14 protein-coding genes are annotated in these 11,543 nt (G+C 66.2%); 6 read left to right on the forward strand and 8 right to left on the reverse strand.

Features of this window, described 5'->3' with window-relative positions:
• The coding region (gene cydB, locus ABWP09_RS10840) for a cytochrome d ubiquinol oxidase subunit II (protein WP_353205158.1) at window positions 1-882 on the forward strand (882 nt) is incomplete at its 5' end.
• 11 nt (window positions 883-893) lie between these two features.
• Entirely contained in the window at window positions 894-1,001 is a 108-nt protein-coding gene (gene cydX / locus ABWP09_RS10845; RefSeq protein WP_188445882.1) for a cytochrome bd-I oxidase subunit CydX, read from the forward strand.
• Here cydX and ABWP09_RS10850 read toward each other — a convergent pair whose 3' ends face one another.
• From ABWP09_RS10850 to ABWP09_RS10880, 7 genes are all read right to left on the reverse strand, one after another.
• Window positions 1,002-2,075 (reverse strand): AI-2E family transporter, encoded by a 1,074-nt coding sequence (locus ABWP09_RS10850; protein WP_353205159.1) that lies wholly within the window; start codon window positions 2,073-2,075, stop codon window positions 1,002-1,004. It lies immediately after the preceding gene.
• Complete coding sequence (locus ABWP09_RS10855; protein WP_353205160.1) at window positions 2,072-4,627, reverse strand: cation-translocating P-type ATPase; 2,556 nt, start codon at window positions 4,625-4,627, stop codon at window positions 2,072-2,074. The genes ABWP09_RS10850 and ABWP09_RS10855 overlap by 4 nt, the downstream gene beginning before the upstream one ends.
• Entirely contained in the window at window positions 4,624-5,451 is an 828-nt protein-coding gene (locus ABWP09_RS10860) for a universal stress protein (protein ID WP_353205161.1), read from the reverse strand. The genes ABWP09_RS10855 and ABWP09_RS10860 overlap by 4 nt, the downstream gene beginning before the upstream one ends.
• Window positions 5,452-5,654: 203 nt before the next feature.
• The gene (locus ABWP09_RS10865) at window positions 5,655-7,466 is read right to left on the reverse strand and encodes a DUF885 domain-containing protein (protein WP_353205162.1); all 1,812 of its coding nucleotides are present in this window, start codon (window positions 7,464-7,466) and stop codon (window positions 5,655-5,657) included.
• A 72-nt stretch (window positions 7,467-7,538) separates the two neighbouring features.
• Window positions 7,539-8,006, reverse strand: a complete 468-nt coding sequence (locus ABWP09_RS10870) for a RidA family protein (protein ID WP_353205163.1) — start codon at window positions 8,004-8,006, stop codon at window positions 7,539-7,541.
• Window positions 8,003-8,647: an HAD family hydrolase gene (locus ABWP09_RS10875; protein ID WP_353205164.1), complete on the reverse strand. Its 645-nt coding sequence runs from the start codon at window positions 8,645-8,647 to the stop codon at window positions 8,003-8,005. Before ABWP09_RS10875 ends, ABWP09_RS10870 begins: the two co-directional genes overlap by 4 nt.
• The gene (locus ABWP09_RS10880; protein WP_353205165.1) at window positions 8,644-8,925 is read right to left on the reverse strand and encodes a DUF3572 domain-containing protein; all 282 of its coding nucleotides are present in this window, start codon (window positions 8,923-8,925) and stop codon (window positions 8,644-8,646) included. Before ABWP09_RS10880 ends, ABWP09_RS10875 begins: the two co-directional genes overlap by 4 nt.
• A 48-nt stretch (window positions 8,926-8,973) precedes the next feature.
• Here ABWP09_RS10880 and ABWP09_RS10885 point away from each other — a divergent pair, with 48 nt between their 5' ends.
• Window positions 8,974-9,345 (forward strand): response regulator, encoded by a 372-nt coding sequence (locus ABWP09_RS10885; RefSeq protein ID WP_353205169.1) that lies wholly within the window; start codon window positions 8,974-8,976, stop codon window positions 9,343-9,345.
• A gap of 219 nt (window positions 9,346-9,564) precedes the next feature.
• On the opposite strand, the gene rpmG is transcribed toward ABWP09_RS10885, so the two are convergent.
• Entirely contained in the window at window positions 9,565-9,732 is a 168-nt protein-coding gene (rpmG, locus tag ABWP09_RS10890) for a 50S ribosomal protein L33 (protein WP_010162189.1), read from the reverse strand.
• 173 nt (window positions 9,733-9,905) lie between these two features.
• Between rpmG and ABWP09_RS10895 the strand changes: the two genes are divergently transcribed.
• From ABWP09_RS10895 to ABWP09_RS10905, 3 genes are all read left to right on the forward strand, one after another.
• Window positions 9,906-10,229: a hypothetical protein gene (locus ABWP09_RS10895; RefSeq protein WP_353205166.1), complete on the forward strand. Its 324-nt coding sequence runs from the start codon at window positions 9,906-9,908 to the stop codon at window positions 10,227-10,229.
• Between the two features lie 22 nt (window positions 10,230-10,251).
• On the forward strand, window positions 10,252-10,803 hold the full coding sequence (locus tag ABWP09_RS10900) for a TMEM165/GDT1 family protein (protein WP_353205167.1): 552 nt from the start codon (window positions 10,252-10,254) through the stop codon (window positions 10,801-10,803).
• 97 nt (window positions 10,804-10,900) lie between these two features.
• Window positions 10,901-11,410, forward strand: a complete 510-nt coding sequence (locus ABWP09_RS10905) for a Dps family protein (protein ID WP_353205168.1) — start codon at window positions 10,901-10,903, stop codon at window positions 11,408-11,410.
• The last annotated feature ends 133 nt before the right edge of the window (window positions 11,411-11,543 follow it).

Raw genomic sequence — 11,543 nt, forward strand, 5'->3', positions numbered from 1 at the left:
TACCTCGCGATGTTCCTGGTGCTGTCGGCGCTGATCCTGCGGCCGGTGGGGTTCAAATATCGCTCGAAGCGGCCCGATCCGGCGTGGCGCGCGCGGTGGGACTGGGCGTTGTTCGTCGGCGGTTTTGTGCCCGCTTTGGTGTTCGGCGTCGCGGTCGGCAATGTGCTGCTGGGCGCACCGTTCCGGCTCGATAGCGATTTGCGGAGCTTCTATGATGGCAGCCTGCTCGGGCTGTTCACGCCGTTCACGCTGCTGGCCGGGCTGTTGTCGGTCGCGATGCTGGTGCTCCACGGCGCGGCATGGCTGACGATGAAGCTCGAGCCCGGGGTGGTGCAGGATCGCGCGCGCCGCTTCGGGCAGGCGGCGGCGGTGCTGACGATCGTGTTGTTCGCCGCCGGGGGCATGCTGGTCGCCTGGTCCGGCATGGGCTTTGCGCAGGTCGGTGCGGTCGATCCCGGCGGGCCGTCCAACCCGCACTTGACGCAAACCGTCGCGCGCGCGGGCGGATGGCTGACGAACTTCGCCGGTCATCCGTGGATGCTGACCGCACCGATCCTGGGCTTTGTTGGCCCGCTCGTCGCCTTGGTCGCGCTGCGCGGTCGCCGCTCCGTGCTCGTCTTCGCCGGCTCCTCGCTCGCGGTGATCGGAATCATCGCGACGGTTGGCCTGTCGATGTTCCCCTTCATCCTGCCAAGCTCGATCGATCCGGACTCCAGCCTGACGGTGTGGAATGCCTCGTCGAGCCACGGGACATTGTTCACGATGCTGCTGGTGACGGCGGTCTTCCTGCCGATCGTCTTGCTCTACACGAGCTGGGCGTATCGCGTGATGTTCGGCCGCGTGACGACCGCGCAAGTCCGCGGCAATCCCGACTTTTATTGAGGACTGAGATCATGTGGTATTTTGCGTGGATCCTGGGCGTTGGCCTCGCCGTCTGCTTCGGTATCTTGAACGGCGTGTGGCATGAGTTTCACAGCGAGCCGATCGACCCGGCGGAGTGATCAGGCGGTCGGGGCGTCTGCCCCGTCGCCCACGATTTGCCACACTGCGATGAACAAGGCGGCGATCGCCGGGCCGATGACGAAGCCGTTAAAGCCCATCAGCTCGAACCCGCCAAGCGTCGAGATGAGCACGACATAATCGGGCATGCGGGCGTCGCGCCCAACGAGGATGGGGCGCACGACATTGTCGACGCTGCTGATGATGAAGAAGCCGCACAGGAACAGCACGACGCCTTGCCAGAGCGCGCCGGTGGCGAGCAGATAGACCGTCACCGGCACCCAGATCAGCCCGGTGCCGATCGCGGGGAACAGCGAAAAGACCCCCATCGCGACCCCCCATAGCAAGGCACCCGGCAGCCCCAGCACCCAGAACACGATGCCGCCGGTCGCGCCTTGCAGGATCGCGACGATCAGGCTCCCTTTGATCGTCGCACGGATCACCGCGACGAGTTTGGCGACCAGCACCGCCCGCTGCGCGCTCGTCAGCGGGAGCGCCGCTTCGATCCGCGCCACCAGCGCATGCCCGTCGCGCAACAGGAAGAAGGTCAGATACAGCATCACGCCGAGCGCGAGAAAGAAGCCGAACGCGCCCTGGCCGATGTTCAACACTTGCGCGATGACGCTCTGGAGGCTGCTGGCGAAGCCTGCACCGATTTTCGCGCGAAGACCGTTCATGTCGCCCAGTCCGACATCGATCAGCCAGTGTCGCAGCCATTCGGGCATGTGCGCCTGCGCCTCGACGAAGATACGACCCGGATCAATGGCGCCGCTGCGCAGCCGTGCGTAAAAGCTTGTCGCCTCACGCACCAGCGCCGCGCCGAGCAGCATGGCCGGCACGACCACCACGCCGGTGATGACGAGCAAGGTCGTCAACGCGGTAAGATTGCGCCGCCCGGGCAGCGCGCGCAGCAACCGCGTGTTGAGCGGGTCGAACAGCACCGCGGCGATCACCGCCCACAGGATCGCGCCCGAAAATGGCGCAACCAGCCACAGGAAGGCGAGCGTCGCCAGCACGACCAGCGTCAGCAGGAAGACACGCCCCGCCGTGATGCCGGGGGCGGCGCCGTCGCTCATCCGGCGGCCGGCAGCCCGCGTCCCGGCGTCGGTGCCGTGCGCACCAGGCCGCGCCGGACGAAGGGCTTGCAAGCCTCAAGCAGCAGCAAGAGCGCCAGCCCCAGGGCAACCGCGAAGACCATGTCGATCCACGCGATCGACCCGAATTTCAACAAGGTCTGCGCAGGCGGCAGGAACAGAATCAGCGCCGTCACCCCGACAATTGCCACGCCGACATAGCGCAGCGCGGCATTGTGGCGGAGCAGCGCCTCGCCCAGCGACGCGCTGAACGAGCGGTTGACCAGGATCAGCGCGACGATCTCGGCGATCAGCGCGAAGAAGACCAGCGCGCGGACTTCGGCCTCGGGCATCCCCGATCCGCTTTCGACCAGGAACACCGTCGCCAGCATCGCAAAAGCAAGCCCACCCTGAAACACGCTCCACGCGACCATCGGTAGCGAGAATAAGGCTTCGGCGGGGTCGCGGGGCGGACGGTGCATGATGTCATCTTCCGCGCGCTCGGCCTCGAACACAAGCGCGCAAACCGGGTCGATCACCATTTCGAGGAGCGCGATATGGATCGGCCCGAACAAGATCGGCATACCGAAAAGCAACGGCAGTAAAGCAAGGCCCGCGATCGGCACGTGCACCGCGAAGATGAACGCCATTGCCTTGCGGATATTGTCGTAGATGCGCCGCCCGAGCCGGACTGATTGCACGATCGACCCGAAATCATCGTCGAGCAGCACCATGGCCGAGGCTTCGCGCGCGACGTCGGTGCCGCGTTTGCCCATCGCGATGCCGATATGCGCAGCCTTGAGCGAGGGCGCATCGTTGACCCCGTCGCCGGTCATCGCGACGATTTCGCCGTCTGCCTTGAACGCCTGGACGATCCGCAATTTCTGTTCGGGCATGATCCGCGCGAAAACGGTGACGGACTTCAGCCGTTCGGCCAGTGCAGTATCGTCGAGTGCCGCCAGATCTGTGCCGGTAAGCACGTCGCCCGCGGCAATCCCGGCCTGTGTCGCGATCGAGCGCGCGGTCGCGGCATAGTCGCCGGTGATCATCACCACACGGATGCCCGCGCTGCGGCACTCGGCGACCGCGCCCGGCACGCTGGCACGCAGCGGATCGGCAAGGCCGACCAGCCCGGTGAGCGCATAATCATACCCGGCCTGGGTTTCCGCCCATGCGCGGTCGGGCGCGGTGGCGGTCGCGACCGCGAGCACGCGAATCCCCCGCGTCGCCATCGCTTCGACCGCTTCGGTCAGCGCGATGCGCGCGTCGGGCGTTAGCTGGCACAGGCCAGCAATGGCCTCGGGCGCGCCTTTCGCTGCGATCATCAAGGCCGTGCCATCGTCCCACACGTTCGACATCGCCAGCAGTTCGGGCCGCAGCGCATAAGCGTATGCGAGGCTCGCGCCCGCCATGCCCGGGCCACGGGCGGCATGCAGCGCGATTTCCATCGGGTCGCTCGCCTCGACCGCACTGGCCAGCGCTGCGATCTCGATCAGGTCGGTGAAGGGGCCAGTAAACGGGGTGTCGGGGCCGACGGCGAAGATCTCCCCCGTCGGCAACCACAGTTCGGCAACCGACATGCGATTCTCGGTCAGCGTGCCGGTTTTGTCGGTGCACAAAACGGTCGCCGATCCGAGCGTCTCGATCGCCGACGCGCGCCGCGTCAGCACCCCGACCGTGCCGATCCGCCACGCGCCCATGGCGAGGAAGACGGTGAGCACGACCGGGAATTCCTCGGGCAGCATCGACATGCCGATCGCGATGCCCGCCAGCACCGCCTCGATCCAGCCACCGCGCAACAGCCCGAACAGCAATACGACCAGCACGGACACCGCCGCGCCACCGGCCGCGCACCAGGTAACGATCCGGGTGGTCTCGCGCCGCAGCCGCGGCGCTTCGGTCTCGAGCGTGCCGAGCGATTCGCCGATCTTGCCGATCTCGCTGCGCGGGCCGGTCGCCAGCACGCGTGCAATGCCGCTGCCGCGCGCGACGAGCGAACCGGAATAGACAAAGGGCTGACCCTCGCCGCCGGGACGATGCGGCGCGGCGGTCGTATCGGCCGCGTTCGCGATCTTGCCAACCGGCAGCGACTCGCCCGTCAGCAGCGATTCGTCGGTCTGGAGATCGTCCGCTGCGACCAGCACCGCATCCGCGGCAATCCGGTCGCCTTGTTCGAGCACGATCAGGTCACCCCGCACCACCTCGCGCCCGGCAATGCGGATGCGGATGCCATCGCGAAGGACCAGCGCGCGCGGTGCCGACAAATCGCGCAGCGCCTCCAGCACATGTTCGGTCCGCGTTTCCTGCACCACCGTGACGACGACCGAGAAGGTCGCAAACGCCAGCAGGATCAGCGCTTCAATCCGGTCGCCGAGCAGAAGATAGGCAATTCCGCCCGCCAGCAGCAACGCGAGCATCGGTTCGCGCAACACTTCGAGCGCGATGCGCAGGATCGATCGCTGCCCGGCGCGCGGCAGTTCATTGGGGCCATCCTGCGCGAGCCGCTCGCTCGCCTCGCTGGCGGTGAGGCCGGTACGCGGCGCGAACGCGCTCACCGCGACAGCAGCACCGGCAAGCGCGGATGCTCGATCAGCGCGCGAGTCACGCCGCCAAACACCACTTCGCGCAACCGCGAATGGCCGAAGGCACCAATTGCTAGCAAGTCAGCGCCCTGGCGCAGCGCGAACCCTTGCAGCGCTTCGGCATCGCTTTGCCCATTGGCAGGAATGGCGTGCGGCGTGGCGTCGAATCCGTGCGCGCGCAGATGGCGGACGACTTCGGTCACGCTCTCCAGGATTGCGGGCAGGGCAGCCTCGTTGCGCCCGACTCCGACGACATCCACCGTGGCGTGGGGGGTGATCACCGCGATCAGGTCATGCAGCGCGCGGCGCGCTTCGCTGGTGTCCTTCCAGCCGATCATCGCATGGTGCACCGGCGCGAGGCTGGTCGCGCCGCTCAGGATGATCAGCGGCGTCCCGCTGCCCATGACGACCGTCTCGGCGATCCGCGTGCGCAGCCACGCGACCGCCCACAAATCGGCGTCGCCGATCAGGATCAAATCGGCGATCGGCCCGGCTTTCCCGGTGCGGTCGGCCAGCATGAAGAGATCGTCGTGTAGCCCGACGACGCGAACGGTGGTGGTTGAGCTCGCAACCATCGCAGTGACGGCCTCGATCCGCACGGCTTGATCGCGCGCGAGCTCGGCGGCGGGGATGTACATTTCGGTCATCGGCGCGAGCGTCGGGATCAGGATCGGTCCGGCGCTCAAGATCTCAATCGTCAGCGTGGCCGCAAGCCGTTCAGCCAGCGCGGCGGCGGCATGGATGATCGGATCGGCACGCACCGAATCGTCGATAACGAGCAGGATATCCTTGATCATAATTCGGTCCTTTGGTCAGCGTCTAGGGTTCGACCGCAGCGCGCCCGCATCACGATTGCGAGCGCGCGCTGCCCGGCGGCTTCCGCCGCAGCCTGTCTACGCTGCGGTTGCGCGGCCGACTTGTCTTGGATCAAACACGTCACGACAGGGTCTGGCTCTCCGCCGCAGGCCGCGCGTAATCCATCGCCTTTGACCTCCGACCGCTACCCCCGCAGCGCCGTGATCCGTTGATCGATCCGACGCTCCAGCACGGTGAGCGGCATCGCGCCTTCCTTCAGAATGTCGTGGAACTGCTTGAGGTCGAATCGGTCGCCAAGCGCCGCCTGCGCCTTTGCCCGTGCGCGCGTCCAGGCCATGTGACCAACCTTGTAGCTGCACGCTTGTCCGGCTTGCGTACAATAGCGTTCGATCTCGCGCTGCGTGCGCGGGCGCGCGAAGCCGGTGGTGGCGACCATATAATCGGTCGCCTTTTCGCGGCTCCAGCGCTTGGCGTGGATGCCGGTATCGACGACCAGCCGCACCGCGCGGAACAGGAAGGATTGCAGATACCCGGCGCGCTCCAGCGGGGTAGCATAGGCGTTCAGCTCGTCGGCAAGCTGCTCGGCATAGAGCGCCCAGCCTTCCGAATAAGCCGAGAAGAAACCGATCTTGCGCAGCGTCGGGATCGCCTGCGATTCCTGCGCCAGACTGATCTGCAGATGATGCCCCGGCACGCCCTCATGAAAGGTGAGCGACGGCAGCGTATATTTCGGCCAGTCGCCGACATCCTTCAGATTGACGAAATAGATCGCGGGGCGCGACCCGTCGAGCGAGGCGCGGTTATAATAGCCGTTCGATGCGCCATCCTGAATCTCGACCGGCACCGCGCGGATTTCGAGCGGCTGCGTCGGTACCGTGGTGAAGGCTTGCGGGAGCTTGGCGTACATCGCCTTGACCCCGGCATTGAGCCCCGCGATCAGCGCGGCGCGGCCTTCGGCGGTGTTGGCATAGACCTGGTCGGGCGCGATGTTCAGTTTGGCGAGCCGTTCGCCGACGGTGCCATTGGTATAGCCCTGCGCGCGCAGAATTGTGTCGAGCTGCGCGGTGATCTCGGCGACTTGCGCGAGGCCGAGCTGGTGGACCTCCTCGGGGCTCATCGTCGTGGTCGTCGCTTGCGCGAGCGCCATCGCATAGAGCGCATCGCCATTCGGCACGCGCCAGATGCCGTCGCCCGGCTTGGCGGTGGGCTTGAGCCGCTCGATCAGCGCGATCTGCCGGTCGAGCGCGGGATAGACCTTGTCGCTGACGATCTTCGCGGCGCGGGCTTGCCAGTCGCCGGCGATGCCCTTGGCGGCGGCGCGCTTGACCAGCGACTGCACGATGCTCGCGGTCTCGGCCGGTTGCTCACGCAATTTGCGCATCTGGCCAAGCGTCAGGTCGAGCGACCAGGCCGGCGCGAGCAGCCCGCGCTTGGCTTCCTCGGCTTGCAGCACGCTTTCCTGATCGAGCACGGTGGCGAACTGTTCGAGCCGCGAAAGGTACGCCTCGGCATCGGCCTGCGTCGCGATCGTGTGCGCGGTGTTGAGGAAATCGGGGGTCGAGAAATAGGCACCCCCTTGCTGGAAGATACGATACGGGCGGATCGGGCTGTCGATCCCGAAGCGGTCGGCCGCGGCGATTTGCGTGCCGAGCGAATAGCGTACGACCTCGAGGTTGAGCTGGGCGGCGGGTGAGAGGTTCGCCGCCGCGAACTTCGCCAGCCGCGCGAGCGCCGCCTTGGTCTGCGCGACATCGGCCTGGCGTTTGGCCACCGTGCGCGGCGACAGCATGCCTTTGGCGGCGGCAAGCGGACCCTTGTCGAGCCCGAGCGAGGTGGCCAGTTCGGGGGCGCGCGTCACTGCATCCTGAAAGATCCGCTCGAATTCGGCATTGAGCGCGGCATCCCCCGTCCCCGCTGCCGCGAACGCCTTGGCGGGAAGCAACGAAGCGGTCAGCGCAGCAGCGCCTCCTGCGGCCAGCACCTGACGACGATCCATGCAGCAACTCCTTGATAGACACGGTGCTGTTCTAGCCGGGCTTTGTGCCGGGGCGCCAGTGCGGAGTGTGGGTCAGGCCGTCGTAATCTGCACGATCGCATCGATCTCCACCGCCGCGCCAAGCGGCAGCGACGCAACGCCGACCGCGCTGCGCGCATGTTTGCCGGCCTCGCCGAACAGCGCGACCATCAAATCCGACGCGCCATTGGCGACCTTGGGCTGGTCGGTGAAATCGGCGGTCGAATTGACGAACACGCCCAATTTGACGATCCGCTCGACGCGGTGCAGCCCGCCGAGCGCGGCCTTGATTTGTGCGACAAGCATCAGCGCGCAGGCCTGCGCGGCGGCGGTGCCCTCGGCGAGATCAACCGATTCGCCGAGTCGTCCGGTGATCACCGCGCCATCCCGAAACGGCAATTGCCCGGAAATGTGCAGCATGCCGTGCGCGTTTACGGTCGGCACATAGGAGGCGACCGGCGCGGCGGCGGCGGGGAGGACGAGGCCGAGTTCGGCAAGCTTGCGATCAACACGTTCGGTCATGCGGGGATCCTTTCGGGTAGGGTGGCCGGGACGCCGGCGGTGAAACGCTCGGCGATCCAGGCTTGCGCGGCCTGCCAGTCGTCGATCCGGACATGCGCGTCGGCGGCGGGTGCGACATGCGGGGCAAGGCTCGGTTCGGACACCATATGGAGCCGGAACACGCCGTGCGCGTGCTTGGCAACGGAGGTGTGATGCACCGCGAGATCGTCGACGAAGACGGTCACGGGATTGCCGAATTCGGCGACCAGCCGCGCCACCGGATTGCCCTTGCCGCCGGTATTGGTCTCGACGCGATACTCCATATCGTGCCCGAGCAATTGCGCGATGCGCGGCTCGCGATTGTGATCGGCGAGATTGGTCAGGATCACGACATCGGCGATCTCGGACAGAGCGGCGAGCGCTTCGCGCGCGTGCGGCACGAGCGTCTGGCGGCCCATCTCGTCGGGGAAGAAGCCGTGGAGCAGCTCCCACATTTCTTCCTGCGTCGGCGATGGGCCGCCATCCCGGCGGCGCATGCTCGACGCGAAATCGCCGCCCTCGATCGCGAAGTCGATATCGTGATGCTCACGCAGCCAAACGCCGAAATGCCGCACCATATGGAGCAGCACCTCGTCGCAATCGCAGATCAATAGGCCCTTCATTCGTAATACTCCGGATCGAGCGCGGCGCGCGCCGCGACGATCGCCTGTGGGGGTTCGCCGATATCGCTCGCGCAGGCGAGCAAATCGGGTTCATAATTTTCGAGGAAGCCGAGCACCGCCGACAGCATCGCCGGTTCCCCGGCGCGCGCGCGCAGATCCTGCGGGTCGAGGCCGGTCGTGTCGAGCAGGCGTTGCGCGCGATCGGGCTCGGCCAAAATCCACACCAGCGCGCGCAGAGCGATCTGTGCCGCGTCGGGATTTGTTTTGGCGTCGCGCATTGCGTAGGAAGCCCCATGGACGAAGGAATGGCGGAAGATAGGCCCGCGGTGGCAAAAAGGGTGCTCGTTGTCGAGGACAACGAACTCAACCTCAAACTTTTCTGCGATCTGCTGCGTGCGCATGAATATGCGACCGAGGGGGTGCGCGACGGGCGCGAGGCGGTGGCGGCGGCGCGGGCCTTTGCGCCCGACCTGATCGTAATGGACATTCAGCTGCCGCATGTCAGCGGCTATGACCTGATCGTGCAGTTGAAAGCCGACGCCGCTTTGCGCGGCATCCCGATCATGGCGGTGACCGCTTATGCCGGGCGCGAGGATGAGGAACGCATCCGCGCGGCGGGGGCAGATGCCTATGTGTCCAAGCCGATTTCGCTGATGCGCTTCGTCGATGCGGTGCAGGCGTTGCTCAAAGCCGCTTAGCGGCGCTAATCAGCGGTGCGCGGTAGCGCATTGACAAGGCCGGACGGCGGACGGGCGATAGCCCGATCCAACCGACGGCGTGGCTTTGCCACGCCGGGTGAGAAGCAGTGAGAGGTATTGAACTCGCCGCGGCAAAGCCGCGTCGTCGGTCGTCGGCCAGCCGACGCCGGCCGGTAACGTTGGTGCTGCGCACCGCCCGGACGCGGCCGGGCTCCAACGTTACTTGATCTTGGCTTCCTTGAACTCGACATGCTTGCGCACGACGGGATCGTACTTGCTGAAGCTCAATTTCTCGGTCTTGGTGCGCGGGTTCTTCTTCGTGGTGTAGAAGAAGCCGGTGTCCGCCGTGCTGACGAGCTTGATCTTGACCGTGGTCGGCTTTGCCATGACCTGAATTCCTGTGATTACGAAAAGGAAAAAGCGGCGAACCGGTCGCCGCTCTCAAGCGCCGCCCGATGGCGGAAGCGGGCCGCGATGTCAAGCACAGCGGCCGATTCGCGATGGGTTAAGGCGATGTTTACCCCTTGTGGCGCAGCGTAGCACGCAGAGAGGTGTTAGCTATGGGTGCTGCATACGCCACACGCGATCCGGTCCAGGCCGAACTCGCCGCGCGAGTCGCGCGGATCGGCCACCGCGCTCCGACCGTGTCGATCGCGACGCTCGCCACCGAAGTCGATGCGATTCGCGCGGCAGCACTTGCGCATGGCCTGTATCCCGCCGTCGCCGTAACCCACGCGATCGAAGCGGCGCTGGCGCGCGGCGAGCGCGGGACCTTGATCGTCGGCTGGCTGGACATCCTGCGCGATGCGGTGGCGTGCGAGCGGAACGATGGCCTCGCCTGCGAAACCTATCTCGCCGCCTGTTCGGTTCGCCTGAGCGGCTGACGCACGCCACATGGATGCGTTGATGGCTGCGCTTGTCGCGGCGCTCCTGACCCAGGCGAGCGACCGCACGCCGTGGACCGCGGCGATGCTCGGCGATCGGTATGCCAATAAAGGCGCGGTGATTGCCGCGACCGCGCTCGCGCTCGCGTTCGGCAATGCGCTTGGCGTGGTCGGGGGCGTGTTGATCGCGCCGATGCTGTCGCCCAATGCGCAGGGTCTGCTGTTGGCGGTGGCGCTGGTGTCGGGCGGGATCAGTGCTTTCTGGCCGCCCAAGCCGCCCAAACACCGCGATCTGCATGGGCGAGCGTTTTTCTCCAGCTTGATCGCGGTCGGGCTGTTGGGGTTCGGCGATCGCATGCAGTTCATCACGGCCGCGCTCGCCGCGCGGAGCGACACGCCGGCGCTCGCCGCGGTCGGCGCCACGCTGGGGGCGCTGGCGGTCACGATCCCGGCGATTGTGCTGGGCGAGCGCAAACTGCGCCGCTTGCCGACGATGGCGATCCGGCTCAGCGCGGCGGCGGTGCTGAGCGTCTTTGGCGTGGTGCAGGGGCTGGCGGCGCTGCGGCTGATCTAGGCGTTCGATTGTCACGATCGAAATTAGTCTCGGTCGGCCCGGACCCAATCCGCCATCGGATCGTTCCCGCAACGAACCATCCCACAGGAGATACATTGTGGCCGCCGACGCACTCAAGACCCCGACCGATCTGAAGACCCCCAGCGACCTGACAAGCAACGCGACCAAGACCGTGGCCGAGGCGCTCAACGGCATCCTCGCCGACACCTTCGCGCTCTATCTGAAGACCAAGAATTTTCACTGGCACGTCTCGGGCCCGCATTTCCACGATTATCATCTGATGCTCGACGATCAGGCGACCCAGATCTTCGCCGCGACCGACGACATTGCCGAGCGCGTGCGCAAAACCGGCAACACCACGCTGCGCTCGATCGGCGACATTGCGCGTCACCAGACGATCAAGGACAATGACGCCGATTTCGTCGGGCCGGATGCGATGCTGAGCGAACTCCGCGATGACAATCTCGCGCTCGTCACCGCGTTGCGCGACGCCAAGGACATTGCCGACGAAGCGAAGGACAATGCCACCAGCGCGATGATCGATGATTGGACCGATCAGGCCGAACGCCGCGCCTGGTTCCTGTTCGAGACCAGCCGCAAGGGCTGAGCCACCGCAGCCACGGGCGCTGGCGCAACGCGCCGCCAGCGCCCATGTTGCGCGATCACGCATGGCTGAGGGCAATCGCCCGACAGCCCGCGCGCGAATTTTACACCGCTTGCCTCTTGGCAAGGTTGTAAGA

Origin of the sequence: Sphingomonas sp. (genome assembly GCF_040398505.1) — a bacterium.
Lineage (GTDB): Bacteria > Pseudomonadota > Alphaproteobacteria > Sphingomonadales > Sphingomonadaceae > Sphingomonas.

Coding starts and splice junctions, on each gene's coding strand:
- ABWP09_RS10870 (WP_353205163.1), bottom strand. CDS start 8,006: ATGACCGAACGTGTTGATCGCAAGCTTGCCGAACTCGGCCTCGTCCTC.
- cydX (WP_188445882.1), top strand. CDS start 894: ATGTGGTATTTTGCGTGGATCCTGGGCGTTGGCCTCGCCGTCTGCTTC.
- rpmG (WP_010162189.1), bottom strand. CDS start 9,732: ATGGCAAAGCCGACCACGGTCAAGATCAAGCTCGTCAGCACGGCGGAC.
- ABWP09_RS10860 (WP_353205161.1), bottom strand. CDS start 5,451: ATGATCAAGGATATCCTGCTCGTTATCGACGATTCGGTGCGTGCCGAT.
- ABWP09_RS10850 (WP_353205159.1), bottom strand. CDS start 2,075: ATGAGCGACGGCGCCGCCCCCGGCATCACGGCGGGGCGTGTCTTCCTG.
- ABWP09_RS10900 (WP_353205167.1), top strand. CDS start 10,252: ATGGCTGCGCTTGTCGCGGCGCTCCTGACCCAGGCGAGCGACCGCACG.
- ABWP09_RS10895 (WP_353205166.1), top strand. CDS start 9,906: ATGGGTGCTGCATACGCCACACGCGATCCGGTCCAGGCCGAACTCGCC.
- ABWP09_RS10880 (WP_353205165.1), bottom strand. CDS start 8,925: ATGCGCGACGCCAAAACAAATCCCGACGCGGCACAGATCGCTCTGCGC.
- ABWP09_RS10865 (WP_353205162.1), bottom strand. CDS start 7,466: ATGGATCGTCGTCAGGTGCTGGCCGCAGGAGGCGCTGCTGCGCTGACC.
- ABWP09_RS10875 (WP_353205164.1), bottom strand. CDS start 8,647: ATGAAGGGCCTATTGATCTGCGATTGCGACGAGGTGCTGCTCCATATG.